Raw genomic sequence first — 15,935 nt, forward strand, 5'->3', positions numbered from 1 at the left:
CGCTCTTCGACCATGCACCGTCAATCGGGCATGATAGTGATAGTCCATCCGTTCCTCCGGAAACTTCTATTTGCTCGTCACAAACAGAATCTCCAGATACAAACGGATGGACAACAACCTCTTGAAACATCACAGGTGCCCCACCCTCGCAAAGCTAGGGTGGGCGTGGAGGTAAACAATCCGTGGCCTGGCCAACGCTTGTGGCATCCTTGCCCACCCTAACGTTGTGAGGGTGGGCACCCGGGTTGGGGATACTTGCAACAAAACACAATCAGGCAAAGAGTCTGCAGGAATAGGAAAGCGCAGTCGATGCCTTTCCCGGTACTCTTGATCATGAGATCGCTGCATACGCTCTGTGCGTGATGCCTTCGTCTACGATGGCTACGCCTGTTTGGCGGTGCACAATTCTCAGTCCACATAAAACTCGCGTACCAAAGCATCGGAAAGGAAACTTCTATGCCGCATGTTGTCGTGAAGCTATGGCCCGGTAAGTCTGAAAAACAGAAAGAGCAGTTGGCGATGGAGATCACCGATAGTGTCATGTCTGTGCTTGACTATGGCGCGGAGTCGGTCTCGGTTGCTGTGGAAGAGATTGCGCCGCGCGACTGGCAGGGTAAGGTCTATCGGCCGGAGATTGAGCAGAAGTGGGACCAGCTCTATAAAAAGCCCGAATACACGATGGAGTAGAGGAGGTTAGGCATCATGAGCCAATGGTTGAAGAAAGAACTGGACAGCATTGCCGCAACCGACGATCTGCATATCTCGCCGTTCCGTGAAGATGGAGTCACGTACGGCACACCGACATGGATCTGGTCAGTGGTCGTCGACCACGGGCTGTATGTCCGCGGATATAACGGCCAGGGCTCCAGCTGGTACCAGGCAGCCGTGCTCCAGAAAGCAGGGCGCATTCGAGCAGCAGGGATCACGAAGGAGGTGACCTTCGAGCCGACTGATGGACCGATTCGGGACCGCATCGATCAGGCTTATCAGAAGAAGTACGCCTCCAGCCCTTATCTGCAACCGATGATCGGCGCTCAAGCGCGCTCGGCAACCGTGAAGATCGTTCCCCGGTAGACTGGCAAAGACAGATGTCGATACCGTAGCCGGATAAAGGAGTGAAGCAGAGATGGAGATCAAGAAGGTAGGAACGCAGGCATCGACTAAGGGATCCGCAGATTGGTTTACCGGCACTGTCCGTATCGATCCGCTGTTTCAGGCTCCGGAGCCGGCTCGTGTGAATGGTGCGAGCGTCACCTTCGAGCCCGGAGCGCGGACAGCGTGGCATAGCCATCCGCTGGGCCAGACATTGATCGTCACCGCAGGCTGCGGGTGGGTGCAGCGTGATGGCGGACCTGTGCAGGAGATCCATCCCGGAGACGTGGTGTGGATTGAACCCGGCGAGAAACACTGGCACGGAGCATCGCCGACGATAGCCATGACCCACATCGCTGTTCATGAGCGCCAGGGCGATAAAGTTGTGGACTGGTTCGAACCTGTTACTGACGAGCAATATCGCAAGGATTAGAGCATTTCTCCTAAAGGTGTAGAGCGAAGCTTTGACTGTTTGCTCTAAAAAGACGAGGGTCCTGCCGGTATCCGGCAGGACCTTCGTGCATTCCCTTTGCAGCGCCCGTTTCTCTACGCTTGACGATTGCAATTGATTATCAATAATCTGGCGTGGCGAAAGGTTCCTGTGAAGGTTTGGAAGACCGCATATCCGTGGCTCGTCGTTGTGCTGCTGCTGTTTGTCTGGATGCTCAACTATCTGGACCGGCAGGTCATCTTCTCCATCTTCCCGTTATTGCAGGCGGAGCTTCATATCTCCACGGTGCAGCTCGGACTGCTGGGGACTTCGTTCCTGTGGGTGTATGCCTTCAGCAGTCCGCTGGCGGGCCATCTTGCTGACCGCTTCGGCAGCAAGCGGATGATCTGTTTCAGCCTGCTGGTGTGGTCGCTGATCACGTTGCTGACCGGCTACGTGCGGGGATACGGGCAACTGGTGGCGATGCGGTCGCTGATGGGCGTCAGTGAGGCCTGCTATCTGCCGGCGGGCCTGGCCATGATTGCCGCGTATCATGGTACGTGGACACGATCGAGAGCCGTGAGCCTGCACTACAGCGGCACGTATCTTGGAACGGTGCTGGGTGGAACCCTGGGCGGTTGGATCGGTTCACGTCACGGATGGCGCAGCGTCTTTAACCTCTTCGGCGGCGTGGGTGTGCTCTACGCGTTTGTGCTGATGAGCCTGCTGGGGAACCCATCCGCGGAGACGCAGGTGGAAGAGCCACCGGCGCGGGGGAAGGGATTCAAGGAAGCAGCCCGGGTGATTCTGCGCACGCCCGGGTACCGGTCGTTGTTGACTGTCTTTGGCATTGCATCCATCTGCGACTGGGCGATCTATACGTGGTTCCCGTTGTACCTGTATGAACGCTTCCACTTCTCGCTGACGAGCGCGGGCTTTACAGCGACCTTCTGGATCCGCGCGGGCGGCTTCATCGGCCTGCTCTGCGGCGGCATGCTCGCCGATCGGTGGGCTCGGAGCACCGATCGCGGCCGCGTCTGGACTCAGACGGTGGGGCTGGGGCTTGCTGCGCCATGCCTGATCGTCAGCAGTGTAACCGGGAACGTATCGCTGTTGTGCGCCTCCATGCTGCTGTTCGGGTTAGGGAAGGGAATGTACGACGGCAACACGATGCCGGTCCTGTGTGAAGGCGTTTCTGCCGGAATGCGGGCCACTGCATTCGGCTTCCTGAACTTTGCGGGTACGATTCTGGGCGGTACGGTGGCTCTCACCGCTGGCATCCTGAAGGCGTCAATTGGACTGAATGGCACCTTTCTTGGCTGTGGTCTGCTGATGCTGGTGGCGGCAGCGATTACGGCGCGGATTCGCATGCGCTCTTTAAGTGCGGAGAGTATCTAGAGCTTTGGAGGAAGGATGCAGCCGAGACTTCGACGTTGCGTTGCTTTGATCTTCGTCTTTGCCACGGGCGCGGCCCTGGCACAGGTGGAGACCGCCAATCTGTGGAATGCGGGTATAGGTGGCTATGCCACCTATCGTGTGCCGGGCATGGTGAAGACCAAGCGGGGAACCTTGCTTGCTTATTGTGGGGGCCGGAAAGATCTCTCAAAAGGAGACTGGTCACCGACGGACATTCTTCTACGTCGCAGTACCGACGGCGGCCATACATGGGAGCCGTCACGGCTGATCGCCGGCAACGGGCAGGACCTCACCGACAACGCGGTGATGATTGCTGACAACAAGGCAGACGAGGTGCACCTTCTCTATCAGAAGAACTATGCGAAGGTCTTCGTCCGCGACAGCAGCGACGACGGCAGAACCTTCTCACAGGAGCGCGAGATCACAGATGTTTTCGATCAGTTCAAGAGTGAGTATGACTGGAACGTGGTGACACCGGGGGTTGGGCACGGCATTCAACTGCGCAACGGGCGTCTGCTGGTATCGATCTGGATGGCGAACGGCAAGCTCAATCCCGACGGGACGCGAGCGCATGCTCCCGCAGCGGTAGGCACTGTTTATAGTGACGATCGCGGCCGCACATGGAAGCGGGGCGCCCTCGTGGCGCGTGACTCTGCTGAGATCGTCAGCCCGAATGAGACGGTTGCGGCGCAGCTTGCGGATGGAAAGGTGATGGTGAACATTCGCACCGGAGGCTCGGAGCATCTGCGCGCTGTAGCAACGAGTGACGACGGCGCCTCCGGATGGTCGAAGCCGCGTTTCGATCCGCGGCTCTTTGATCCGACCTGCGATGCAGGGTTGCTGGCTGATGTAGCAGAGAAGCGAGTGTACTTCTCGAACCCCGACTCTCGTGACGTATCTGGGGCAATAGACCGCAAGTGGCGCGCTCGCGAGAACCTGACCGTGAAGGTGAGTGAAGACGACGGACAGACATGGTCACATGAGCGCGTCCTCGATCCCGGCGTGACCGGATATAGCGATCTCGCTTCAGGAAAAGAGGAACTCTATGTCATCTACGAGTCCGGTTCGTTGCAGGGTTCCCAATCGAAGCCGGTCCATGTTTCGGTAGCGCGGGTAACAAAGTCGTGGTTGATGCAGGGGCCACAACCCAGGCCATGGAGCGCGCCGAAGTGAGCGTTGTTTCAAATTGCGGCGCTACTTCAGCATCTAGTAGCATCATCGCTGTGCCTACCAAACAACTGAAGCCAATCCGGACGCTCAGCAAATCACGCGGAGTGTTTGAGGAGTTGCGGCAGGCAATCTGCTCTGGCGACCTGGCGCCGGGAACACCGCTACGCGAGGCGCACATCGCCAAACAGCTCAATGTCAGCCAGGTTCCGGTGCGCGAAGCTTTGCTGCAGCTTGAGCATCTCGGCCTGGTGGTCCGGGTTCAGGATCGTGGCACAACGGTCACCAAGCTTACCCGTCGCGAGATTCAGCAGATGATGGAGGTGCGGCGGTACCTTGAGTTGATGGCCTTTCATCTGGCGGCGAAGCATCTGACCGATGATGTAGTTCTGGAACTGAAGCGTCATCTGCGGCGCATGCAGGAGATGGTTGCTGACGGCGATCATTTTGCAGTGGCCGAAGAAGACTTCGCCTTCCACCGTACAGTATGGCGCGCCTCGGGCAACGAGGTGTTGGAGCAGACCCTGGAACGTCTCTGCGTCGCGGTCTATGCCTTCGTCAGTCTGAAGCGTGCGGCGGCTGGAGAAACGCTGAAGTCTGCAGTAAAGTCGCATCGCAAGCTGCTGGAGGACCTGCTCTCGCGGGATGAGAAGCGCATCACCGCAGCTGTGAACGAACACATTAGCTCGATCACCATTCCCGATACCGTCGCCGACTAGGAAGAGGGGCTTTTCTCCTCTTGGCGCTGTCTGTGATGATACATTATCGATAATCGCTAATCAGTCTTGGAGGCCCTTTGTCCACTCACCCATTCGCCGGCATTTACGCCGCATTGCTCACACCGCTGACCCCCGATGGACGGCTGAATGCTCCGGCAGCGCAGAAGCTTCTTTTGGAGCTGACCTCCCAGGGGCTGGATGGAGCCTATGTCGCGGGAACCACCGGTGAGGGCATGCGTCTCTCCATGGAGACCCGCAAGGAGCTGGTCGAGACGGTGATGGAGGTTCTGCCGGCAGGGAAGCGGATCTTTGTGCATGTGGGAACTCCGGATGTGCGCGATGCTATCAAGCTCGCCGAACATGCCGCCGCAAAGGGAGCGCATGCCATCAGCAGTCTGCCTCCTGCACTGGACTCGCAGCAGGTGATGGCCTTCTATAGGGAACTGGCACAGCACTCGCCGTTGCCGCTGCTGGTCTACTACTTCCCCAAGGCTGCTCCTCTCGCCTTTCAGAAGCCGCAGGAGCTACTGGAGATCTGCGATCTTCCGAATGTCCTCGGAGTCAAGTTCACGGACTTCAATATGTATCTGCTGAACTCGCTGGCGAAGCGCGGCAAGCTGGTCTTCAACGGTTATGACGAAGCGCTTGCCGCAGGCCTGCTGATGGGAGCGCAGGGAGGCATCGGCACGACGTATAACCTGCTGGGGCCGGTGTATCTCGATATCTTCCGTGCCGTGCAGCAAGGGGATTGGGAGACGGCACGCACTTTGCAATACGACGCCAATGCGGTGCTCGATATTCTCTTCCGTTATCCGTTCTTTCCCGCGGTGCGTGAGGGCGTCCGGCACATGGGCATTGATTGCGGTCCGATGGCCAGCGGCGAAGCCTTCGCCTCAGACGCACAACGTAAGGCTTTCATCGAGGACATGGATGCCAATCTACCGAAGGGGATATTGCATCGCATCCAGTGGCCGGTCGCGAGCCGTTAGTTCTTAAAGGACTTCGAATGGGTGGGAGCCGTGGGCTTCAGCCCACGGTTTACGGGTGCTATAAGAGAAGGGCTTTAGCCCTGGGCCTCTTGTTCTACAGAACAAATGCCCAGGGCTATAAAGCCCGCTGCTCCCACCCAATCCTACCTAGGAATGGGCGAAGGCACACACCCTATCGCTCTGACGTAAACGTTCCCAGCGGCAATCCCTTCCCGTTATAGACGTAGCAATCAACGCCGCCATTCCAGGCATACCGAACATAGCGAGGCGTGGCCACTGCTGCTGCTTTCACCACGATGGTTTCACCATCGATCGTCGCCTCCGCGGGAGAGAACTTGTGGTCCTCTCCCGCAACCTCGAATTCGGTCAGCGGATTCATCTCACTGCGAAGGCCGGTTGCATGGGCAAGCCATACCCGCATCGCACCGTCTTCCTGCGTCGCCTGTGTGAACGTAGGCGATTCGCCCTGCAGCTTCTCCCCATAAACGCTCTCTCGTGCGATCAGGGCGAGACGATGGGCGACAGTTTGTTTGTCGGAGGGATGGACATTGTCGTGGTTCCCTACATCGAGCGTGACGGCCATGCCTGTCTGCCCCAGCTCTAGTGTTCGCCGTTGTGCCTCACGTACCTGTCCCCAACCCTCGTTAACATGGCCGAAGTTCGAGATCTGCACATAGAGGAAAAAGAAAGTTCCCTGGCCCCACTGGCGGCGCCAGTCCTGAATCATAGCGGGAAAGACCCTGGCGTAGTAAGGAGCGCGCTCGGGTGCTGTATCTGTCTCTCCCTGGTACCAGATCACTCCCTTGATGGTGAGCTTCGTAAAGGGTGCGACCATGCCGTTGTACAGGCTTGCGGGAGCCCAGCTTCCCAAATGGTCGTTGGCGATGCGAGGACGGGTTGGAACTTCTTTGCCGGCAGCCTTCAAGGCCTCATCCTCTGCTGCATATCTTGCTTTGAGAGAGTCAATCCGCCCCTGATCGATTGCGATTTTGCCTGCATCGGCGGCAACCGAGGGCAGGTTGGCATAACCGATGCCTTCTGCGCTCGTCCAGGCATGCGCCGGTGTACCGCCCCAGGTGGAATCGATCACGCCGATGGGGACGTGTTCTTCCTGCGTGAGCTCGCGGCTGAAGAGGTAGCCAACAGCAGAGAAATCCTTCGCTGTCTCCGGTGTGCATAGCGTCCAGGTATCCTCCGCCTCGTTCAGGATCGTCGCTGAGGTGCGATGTCTCTCACGCAGAAGGCGGATCTTCGGCTGCGTGGCGGCGGCGATCTCCTTATCGCCATTCAGCAACGGAGCGCCGGTGAAGCCCTTGAGGGGGAACTCCATATTTGACTGACCGGAGGCAAACCATACATCGCCGATCAGCAGGTCGCTTCTCTTCAACGGAGCGCTGCTCTGTGATCCCGTGACGGTCAACTCATAAGGTCCGCCTGCTTCTTCAGGACGCAGCCACAGCTCCCAGTTCCCGTCGGCGTTTGCTGTCGCTGTTGCCGTCTGTCCATGGAACGTGACGGTGACGGACTCCTGTGCGGCGCCGGTTCCCCAAATATGGATTGGCCGGCTGCGTTGCAGCACCGCATGGTCAGAGAGCACGTTGGGAAGGCGAACCTCCGCAGCCGCGGAGAGACTGCCGATCGAGAGCAGCGCAAAGGAGAGTAGGGCGTTGCGATTCATTCAAAAGCTCCACGAGAATGTCAGATGGGGATCAAGACAGCAGGATAAGCATAAGCGGAGCGGGCATAGTCACGTCCACGTCCACTTAGGGCAGATCGAAAGATTCGTTCTGTGGTTTGTTAGAAATTTAGGGTATTCCTCACCCATCCTAGCGGTGCGAGGATGGGGCACCCGGTTTAAAAAAGCGCTGAAGGCGCGTTCTATACCAGCCTGGGGCAACGCCCCAGGTATCAGGTCCATTAGAGGTTCAAGGGCTGAAGGCCCGCTCTATAGTTCTTCAGTAAAAGGCGGACTTATCGATAGGTCTTGTCCCTGCAGATGGCCACGCAGCATACCTCCATTCCCAAATAGACTGCACGCAGTAGACAATCTCTGTGTCGATCTATTGACCATCGGGAGGTGGAGTATCGTGCAACGAACCAGCCGGCTGGGAGTCCTGTTCGCTGTGGCAGGCGCAAGTTTCCTCTTATTCAGGACCTCCGGCCTCCATACGGTTTCCGCAGCCGGGACGACGCAAAAACAGGTTGGCTGGCTCGCCTATAACGGTGGGAAAGACAATGCGCACTACTCTCCCCTGACACAGATCACGCCGGAGAATGTCTCGCAGTTGAAGCAGGTGTGGCGCTTCGATGCCGGTATCAGCGGTGGGCTACAGACGAATCCCTTGGTGGTGGATGGCACGTTATATGCCTACACCCCCGCGCTTCAGGTGGTGGCTTTGAATGCTGCCACGGGAGAGAAGCAATGGAGCTTCGACTCTGGCATTACGGCGGCGCAGCCGAGCCGAGGGTTCTCCTGGTGGAGCGATGGCCGGGAGAAGCGCCTCTACGCCTTCATCATGAATTATGTGTATGCCCTCAATCCGGAGAATGGGAAGCCCATTCCATCCTTCGGAGAGCAAGGGCGAATCGATCTGCGGAAGGACCTTGGAGCGGAAGACTTCCAGGGACTACCGGTCGTGGCGACGACTCCAGGTGTGATCTTCCGAAATCTGTTGATCGTCGGCTTCCGTACCGCGGAGACAAAGCCGGCAGCGCGCGGCGATATCCGTGCCTATGATGTGAAGACGGGAAAGCTGCAGTGGAGCTTCCACACCATTCCTCATCCCGGCGAGCCCGGCTACGAGACCTGGCCTGCGGGAGCATGGCAGAAAGCCGGAGCCGCGAATAACTGGAGCGGCATGGCTCTCGATGAGAAGCGTGGCATCGTCTATGTGCCTACCGGCTCGGCAGCGTCAGACTTTTACGGAGCCGACCGCGCCGGTAAGAACCTGTATGCGAATACGCTGCTCGCGCTGGATGCGGCGACAGGCAAACTGCTGTGGCACTTCCAGGGTGTGCATCACGATATCTGGGACCGTGATTTCCCTTCGCCGCCCACACTGCTGACCGTTGTCCATGAGGGAAAGAAGATCGATGCCATCGCTCAGCCGACGAAGCAAGGCTTTCTGTTCGTACTCGACCGCTTAACCGGCAAGCCCGTCTTTCCCATTGAAGAACGCCGTTTCCCAACTTCTGACATGGAAGGGGAGACCACCTCGCCGACGCAGCCGGTATCGACAATGCCCGCGCCGTATGCCCGGCAGGAACTGACGGAGTCGATCCTCAGCACGCGCACACCCGAAGTGCATGAGCAGGTGTTGAAAGAGTTCCGTGCCATGAAGGGTGGTGGGCTTTTTGTTCCCATGAGCACGGATAAGCAGACGATCGTCTTTCCCGGCTTCGATGGCGGCGCGGAGTGGGGCGGTTCTGCGGTAACCCCGGCGGGTGTGTTCATTCTGAACGCCAACGATATTCCCTGGACCGGAGGCCTGACGAAGGCCAAAGCCGATGCGAGTCCGGGCGAAACTGTCTATCAAAGTCAGTGTGCGTTCTGCCACGGCAAAGAACGGAAGGGAGATCCGCCGGACTTTCCATCGCTGGTCGACATTGGCAGCCGCCTCTCTGTACGCGAGATCGAGCAGCGGATTCATGGCGGCTCCGGACGTATGCCATCGTTTCCAGGGCTGACGGGAGGGAAGCTTCGTGCACTGCTTGGATATCTAACCGGAACGGAAGATACGAAGTCCCCTGGCGCCGGGCGAGAGTTGGCGAGCAAGGGCGTGGATGAGGCGCCCTACCAGTTCACCGGCTACCGGAAGTTCCAGGACAAGGACGGCTATCCAGCGGTGCAGCCGCCGTGGGGAACGCTGAATGCTATCGATCTGAACACGGGGAAGTATCTCTGGCGGGTTCCGCTCGGCGAGTATCCCGAGCTGGTAAAGCAGGGAATGCCGAATACAGGATCGGAAGGATACGGCGGCCCGGTGGTTACGGCAGGCGGCGTTGTCTTTATCGGGGCGACGATCTACGACCGGAAGTTCCGGGCCTTCGATGCCAGGACAGGTAAGCTGCTTTGGTCCGCGGAGCTGCCGTATGCCGGCGTCGCGACTCCGGCAACCTACTCGGTGAACGGCAAACAGTATGTTGTGATTGCGGCGAGCGGTGCCCGTGACAAGTCGGGTCCACAGGGTGCGGCGTACATTGCCTTTGCTATACCGTAGAGCATTTTCCCTGTAGGTGTAGAGTAGGGCTTCTGCATCTATGGGCGTTTTCCGCAATGAAAACGCCGCTTCACGTCACTTTCGGAATGCCCAGCAACAGGGGAAAATGCTCTAAGCTGGTTGAGTCCGTTGGAAACAAGTTGTAAACGTTCTCGGAGGAATTTGATTTGAAACTCACCACGATGGTTGTGTTCGGCATCAGCCTCGCCCTGGCGCCGTCGTCGCAGGCTCAGCATGCGGCAGCAGCAGCGCCAAAGCTTGCACCGCGTCCGCCGATGGGTTGGAATAGTTGGGACTCCTACGGCCTGCGAGTCAATGAACAGCAGTTTCGAGAAAACGTTTCCTCGATGGTGAGCAAGCTCAAACCTGCCGGATACGACTACGCCGTCATTGATGAGGGCTGGTTCCTGAAGAACCCGGAATCGCGCCCGCATCCTGAACTGCTGCAGTATGAGCTGGACGCCAATGGCCGCTATATCCCGTTGCCGGCACGGTTTCCCTCCTCACTCGTCAACGGAAAGAACGTCGGCTTCACGCCCGTGGGTCGCTGGGTGCACAGCCAGGGCCTGAAGTTCGGTATCCACATCGTGCGCGGCATTCCGCGCGAGAGCGTGAAACAGAACCTCCCCATCGAGGGCTCAAAGTTTTCGGTGACTGACGCCGCCGACCAGACCGATGCCTGCCCATGGGATCCGACCAACTGGGGCGTGAAAGATACGCCTGCAGGCCAGGCCTGGTACGACGCGTTGTTGAAGCAGTACGCCTCATGGGGAGTCGACTTCCTGAAGGTCGACTGCATCTCCGATCATCCCTACAAGGTGAGCGAGATCAAACAGATCAAACTGGCGATTCAACGCAGCGGACGTCCCATCGTGCTCAGCCTCTCGCCGGGACCTACAGCGATAGAGCACGCCGAAGAGGTGATCTCGCTCTCACAGATGTGGCGCATCTCGAATGACATCTGGGATGTATGGGAGACAAAGGCATCGTTTCCACGCACCGTAAAAGACCAGTTCGCGCTGGCGGCGCAGTGGAGCAAGTTTGCCGGACCCGGTCACTGGCCGGATGCCGATATGCTGCCGGTGGGGGAGCTGCGTCCATCGCCGGATGTAGGCCCCGGTCCGCGTCACACGCGTCTCACACCTGCAGAACAGAGAACACATCTCAGCCTCTGGGCCTTTGCGCGTAGCCCGTTGATTGTCGGTGCGAACCTCACGCTGCTCGATGACGCGACGGTGAGTCTTCTGACGAACAAGGAGGTTCTCCGCATCGACCAGACCGCGACGGCAAGCAGACAGGTGCTGCATGAAGGCGACACGATCGTCTGGACCGCGGACCTTCCCGGCGGACAGTATGCGGTGGGTGTCTTCAACGTCGGTGACTCGCCTGCCTCATTCCAGCGAGATCTAACCGCACTGCAGCTACCCGCAGGCAAGTTCCATCTGCGGAACGCCTGGCAGGGAAGCGAAGAGCTCGGAGTCTCAAAGGTCGATGTAAAGCTCGAGCCCCACTCTACGGCAGTATTTGTATTGCAGCGGAACTGAAACGTCCCTTTGTTGCGAGAAGGAAAGCCGGACCGTGAGAGAAATCGCTTTCGGTCCGGCTTTGTCTTTGATTTACAGGTCTCTACGCGTTGTAAGGCATTGCTCAAACGAGAGGATAGGATTATTGTGATGCAGGCGGGCGAATCGTCGAGCAGGGAACGCCTGACGACCTGATATGAAGCGGCGGAATCTCGCCGCACGCATGCGAGGTCGTCAAACTGAACCCGTGCTCCACCCGTCGATGAGGCGGTGCTGGCATGAGCAGTCTCCGGATCGCGGTTCTGGATAGTGGCATTAACCCATTGCATCCTCATGTTGGTCGTCTTGCAGCAGGTGTATGTGTGACTGCTGAAGGCAAAGGTGAGGACACGCTCGATCGCCTTGGGTATGGAACAGCCGTGGCGGCGCTGATCCACGCATTGGCCCCTGAGGCAACGATTGTGCCAGTGCGAATCTTCGATAAAAGTCTCTCGACGACGCTGCCATCGCTTGTGCGTGCTCTGGAATGGTGTGCGGCCAATTCTATCCAGATCATTAATCTGAGCATGGGGACAGCCGACGAAGGTCACCGGGAACCTTTCGAGAAGGCCGTTGCGCACATTGCCGCTGCCGGCGCTGTGCTGGTAGCACCCTACGCGATGGAAGAGAAGCTTCTGCTGCCCGGCACTCTTCCCGGAGTTGTCGGTGTTGTTGCCGATACTGCTTGCGGCGACACGGCATGTACGGTGAAGCAGGTGAGTTCCAAGGTCGTCTTCGGCGCACAACCCTATCCTCACGAAATTCCGGACTCCTCTCGAGAGTTGAACCTCAATGGGGTCAGCTTCTCTGTGGCGCGTGTCTCCGCATATCTCGCACGCGTCTGGCCCAGCCGAAGAGCCGGCGAACCCGTAGAACAGAGCATATTTTTCAGCCCAGCCGTTCAAAATGCCAGAACCCAGCGTCCTGACGAACGTTCATAGAACGGACGGCAGTACCGGAAGCACTCATACGTAACTGGTCTGTCCAAACTCTTTCTGGCCCAAAACAGAGAGCAGACCATACAATTTCTGAATGAGATCGTCGGCCCCAAAGCTTGCAGATATTGCCAAGGCTGCAGGTGTCTCGATTGCTGCTGTTTCCATCGCTCTTAATAAGACCGGCTCACCCCGCGTAAGTGCGCAGCTGCGCGAGCGTATTATCCAGATCGCTCGCGAGATGGGCTATAAGCCCAATGAGCTGGCGCGGGCGCTTGCGGAAAAGCGGACCAGGCTGCTTGGGTTGGTTGTGCCCATGCGCGACCCCATCTTTTTTAACCAGTTCATCGCGCAGGCGCTCTCTGGTATTCAGAGCGCCCTCATGCGCCGGGGCTATAACCTGCTGATCTTTTCGCCGACCGGCAAGCCGGGGCGCGAGACCCGCGATCAGATGCTGGAGAGCCGCTTTACGGACGGCATTATCTTCATCAACACCCGTTCGTGTACGTCTCAGGATGTGAACAAGACCATTGATGAGCTGCAGCGGGCCCAGGTCAAGTTCTCGATGATCAACTCTTATTACGGCAAGGCGCCCATCAACTATGTCGGTGTGGATGATGCCGCCATTGGCCAGGCCGCTGCCGAATATCTCGCGGAGCATGGACACCGGCAGATTGCCTTCTTCAGCGGATCGGCGACATTGCCCGGGCATCAGCGGCTGGTCGCAGGCCTGCGCAAGGGACTTGCGGGCTATGGCCTGGACCTGCCGCAGGATAGGATCGGCTGTACTGGTTACGAACGGGCTGAGGGAATCCGTATTCTGGATAGCTGGTTTGCGACGAAGCGCAAACGTCCCACGGCCATCTTTACCGCCGATGACCAGCTGCTGCTGGACTTCTATGACTATGCTGAGATGCGCGGTATCGCAATTCCCGGCGACATCTCCGTGCTGAACCGCGGCAACATGGGTTCGAGCGACCATCTCCGCCCGCGGCCGACGACGTTCACTATCCCGACCTTCCGCATGGGAGAGTTGGCTGCAGACCTGCTGATCGACACGATCGAAAATGCCGGCGTTCTACCGCAGCGAGTCTTTCTTCCCTACGAACTCATCCCCGGCAGCACCGCCTGAGCCGCACTGTCACGCGGTGGAACGTTCCTTACAACCCGGGTGCCCCACCCTAGCAACGCTAGGGTGGGTGAGGAACACCAGGAACCTTATAACGTTTTGTGACTTTCGAACCCACCCTAGCGTTGCGAGGGTGGGGCACCCGGGCAAGTAAACGAAATACTTGACAACAGTTCCCCTGAGAGATTAAACGGTTAACCTCACCTTCCTGGAGGTTTTTCGTGAAGCGTATCGCCCTGCTTGCCTTGACCCTGTTCCTTTCCTGCCGCTTTGTACATGCCACAACAAAGATTGATCTGGATGGCGCCGGCTGGAGCTTCCGCACCACTCTGGAGGAACAGTGGAAGCCAGTGACCGTGCCGCACTCCTGGCTGGTTGACGAAGGACACGAGAAGTACATCGGCCACGCCATGTATCACCGCGACTTCGAGATGCCGGCGGTACCCGCGGGAAAGATCGCGCGGCTGCACTTCGATGCGGTTTACGATGTCGCCCAGGTCTGGGTAAACGGCAAGCTAGCGGGTACACATGAAGGTGGCTACACCGCCTTCGACCTGGATATTACGCGCCTGGTGCATCCGGGCAAGAACTTCGTCGTCGTGGATGTCGATAACACGCCTACGTTTACTTCGATTCCGGCACTGGCGACCGGCCATCCCTCGACGGACAAGTTCACGCCGGACGGGGTAGGCAAGGCGACGATCGTGGGCTGGCTGCCGTATGGCGGCATCGTTCGTCCGGTCCACATCGAGATCGGTGACCCCGTGTACTTCCGCAGTGTGAAGGTCGACGCCGATCCTGATTTGAAGACAGGTGTGGCCACCATCACTGTCCGGGCAACCTTGCACAACGCCGGCGAGCGGGCGGCATCCGCGACCGTCAAGGGAGAAGTTGCCGGCCTGACTGCGGGCTTCCGCTCTGTGAGCGTGCCTGCGAATGGCGATGCCAGTGTCACGTGGAAGGGAACGCTCAACAGCGCTCATCTATGGAGCGTGCGCGATCCGTTCCTCTATGACGCGAAGCTGCAGGTAGCCGATGATGAGTTCACTGCACATGTCGGCGTCCGGAAGATTCAGGTCAGCGGGACGCGCCTTTTGTTGAATGGAAACCCGGTGCATTTGAACGGCGCCAACCGTGTCTCGGAAGACATGAAGGAAGGCCTCCGCGAATCGGATGCGATTGTGGAGCGTGACCTGAGCGATATGCTGGCGGACAACATGCGCATGATGCGTATCGCACACTATCCGCAGACACAGGCGGTGCTCGACTTTGCGGACCGTCATGGCATGCTGTTGATCCCTGAGGCAGGGAACTGGAACTTCAGTGCATGGCAGATGGCGGACGCCGGCATCCGTGCGCGTTGGAAGCAGCAGATGCAGGAGATGATGGAGCAGGACTGGAACCATCCCTCGGTCATCGCCTGGAGCGTCGGAAACGAGTATGAGTCATACACACAGGAAGGGCGTGACTGGACCCGCGACATGCGCGCCTTCACACTAGGCCTGGATGCAACACGTTTGATCACCTTCGCTTCGCGCTACACCGGGGATGCTGCGGTGAAGACCGGCGCCGATGAGGCAAGCCAGTACTGCGACTTTGTCTCCATCAATGTTTATGGCGACTACGCCAGACGCTTCGATCGCGCCCATGAGCTGTTTCCCGACAAGCCCATCTTCGTGACGGAGTTCGGCAAGATGGGCGAGCCAGGTCTTCACGATCCACAGCGCATTGCGGATATTACCGAGGCGATGACGGCAGTGAAGCAGCGGCCCTACATGATTGGCGCGTCGCTATGGACCTGGAACGACTATCGGTCGTTCATCCGCGGCACACCGGCTGATGGCATTCGCCGATGGGGTGTGGTGAATACTGAGCGGGAACGGCGCGATAGCTGGAAGGTCGTGCAAAAGCTCTTCGAGACGGAACTGCCGTAAGAGAGCAATCCGTCTTTTGTTGTCATCCTGAGCGAAGCGAAGGACCTGCTTCGCCCATGCCCCCTTAGGGATGTGGGCATTCGAGCGAAGCTCGAATCGGTGGGAGCCGTGGGCTTTCAGCCCACGGTCTATTAGCTCAATATAGAAATGGGCTTTAGCCCTGGGCCTTTTCCAATCGAGATGGAAGAGGCCCAGGGCTGAAGAGTCTGTGTGAGTGAGGGATCTTCTCTTTGTTGAGTGGGCCTTAGTTGCTGGATTTCTTTGTGGCGTCTGGAAGGAGTTGTTTTATCGGGTTTTCTGCGGGACATTTTCTTTGTTGTATCGGAAGGAGTTGTTTTAGCG

General features: G+C 58.3%; 13 protein-coding genes. 12 read left to right on the forward strand and 1 reads right to left on the reverse strand.

Going from position 1 to position 15,935, the window contains the following annotated elements; translation table 11 throughout:
- The first annotated feature begins 456 nt into the window (after window positions 1-456).
- From AB4Y89_RS24055 to AB4Y89_RS24085, 7 genes are all read left to right on the forward strand, one after another.
- Window positions 457-687 (forward strand): tautomerase family protein, encoded by a 231-nt coding sequence (locus AB4Y89_RS24055; protein ID WP_442303486.1) that lies wholly within the window; start codon window positions 457-459, stop codon window positions 685-687.
- 15 nt (window positions 688-702) lie between these two features.
- Window positions 703-1,074, forward strand: coding sequence for a DUF2255 family protein (locus AB4Y89_RS24060; protein WP_442303487.1), 372 nt, complete (start codon window positions 703-705; stop codon window positions 1,072-1,074).
- A 52-nt stretch (window positions 1,075-1,126) separates the two neighbouring features.
- A complete protein-coding gene (locus tag AB4Y89_RS24065; RefSeq protein ID WP_442303488.1) occupies window positions 1,127-1,525 on the forward strand; it encodes a (R)-mandelonitrile lyase in 399 nt (132 codons plus the stop codon).
- A gap of 168 nt (window positions 1,526-1,693) precedes the next feature.
- Window positions 1,694-2,920 carry an MFS transporter gene (locus AB4Y89_RS24070; RefSeq protein ID WP_442303489.1) on the forward strand — a complete coding sequence of 409 codons (1,227 nt, stop codon included), beginning with the start codon at window positions 1,694-1,696 and terminating at the stop codon, window positions 2,918-2,920.
- A 15-nt stretch (window positions 2,921-2,935) separates the two neighbouring features.
- Window positions 2,936-4,111: a sialidase family protein gene (locus AB4Y89_RS24075; RefSeq protein WP_442303490.1), complete on the forward strand. Its 1,176-nt coding sequence runs from the start codon at window positions 2,936-2,938 to the stop codon at window positions 4,109-4,111.
- Window positions 4,112-4,161: 50 nt separating this feature from the next.
- On the forward strand, window positions 4,162-4,824 hold the full coding sequence (locus tag AB4Y89_RS24080; RefSeq protein ID WP_442303491.1) for a GntR family transcriptional regulator: 663 nt from the start codon (window positions 4,162-4,164) through the stop codon (window positions 4,822-4,824).
- Window positions 4,825-4,901: 77 nt separating this feature from the next.
- The gene (locus AB4Y89_RS24085) at window positions 4,902-5,813 is read left to right on the forward strand and encodes a dihydrodipicolinate synthase family protein (protein WP_442303492.1); all 912 of its coding nucleotides are present in this window, start codon (window positions 4,902-4,904) and stop codon (window positions 5,811-5,813) included.
- A gap of 172 nt (window positions 5,814-5,985) precedes the next feature.
- On the opposite strand, the gene AB4Y89_RS24090 is transcribed toward AB4Y89_RS24085, so the two are convergent.
- Complete coding sequence (locus AB4Y89_RS24090) at window positions 5,986-7,491, reverse strand: sialate O-acetylesterase (protein ID WP_442303493.1); 1,506 nt, start codon at window positions 7,489-7,491, stop codon at window positions 5,986-5,988.
- Between the two features lie 409 nt (window positions 7,492-7,900).
- On the opposite strand from AB4Y89_RS24090, the gene AB4Y89_RS24095 reads away from it, so the two are divergent.
- From AB4Y89_RS24095 to AB4Y89_RS24115, 5 genes are all read left to right on the forward strand, one after another.
- Entirely contained in the window at window positions 7,901-10,033 is a 2,133-nt protein-coding gene (locus tag AB4Y89_RS24095) for an outer membrane protein assembly factor BamB family protein (protein WP_442303494.1), read from the forward strand.
- 167 nt (window positions 10,034-10,200) lie between these two features.
- Window positions 10,201-11,577: a glycoside hydrolase family 27 protein gene (locus tag AB4Y89_RS24100; protein ID WP_442303495.1), complete on the forward strand. Its 1,377-nt coding sequence runs from the start codon at window positions 10,201-10,203 to the stop codon at window positions 11,575-11,577.
- Between the two features lie 257 nt (window positions 11,578-11,834).
- Entirely contained in the window at window positions 11,835-12,536 is a 702-nt protein-coding gene (qhpE, locus tag AB4Y89_RS24105) for a subtilisin-like serine protease QhpE (RefSeq protein WP_442303496.1), read from the forward strand.
- A 91-nt stretch (window positions 12,537-12,627) separates the two neighbouring features.
- Window positions 12,628-13,662, forward strand: coding sequence for a LacI family DNA-binding transcriptional regulator (locus tag AB4Y89_RS24110; protein WP_442303497.1), 1,035 nt, complete (start codon window positions 12,628-12,630; stop codon window positions 13,660-13,662).
- A 218-nt stretch (window positions 13,663-13,880) separates the two neighbouring features.
- Window positions 13,881-15,593 carry a glycoside hydrolase family 2 protein gene (locus AB4Y89_RS24115; protein ID WP_442303498.1) on the forward strand — a complete coding sequence of 571 codons (1,713 nt, stop codon included), beginning with the start codon at window positions 13,881-13,883 and terminating at the stop codon, window positions 15,591-15,593.
- Window positions 15,594-15,935: the final 342 nt, after the last annotated feature.

Source organism: Terriglobus sp. 2YAB30_2, assembly GCF_052114765.1.
GTDB lineage: Bacteria > Acidobacteriota > Terriglobia > Terriglobales > Acidobacteriaceae > Terriglobus.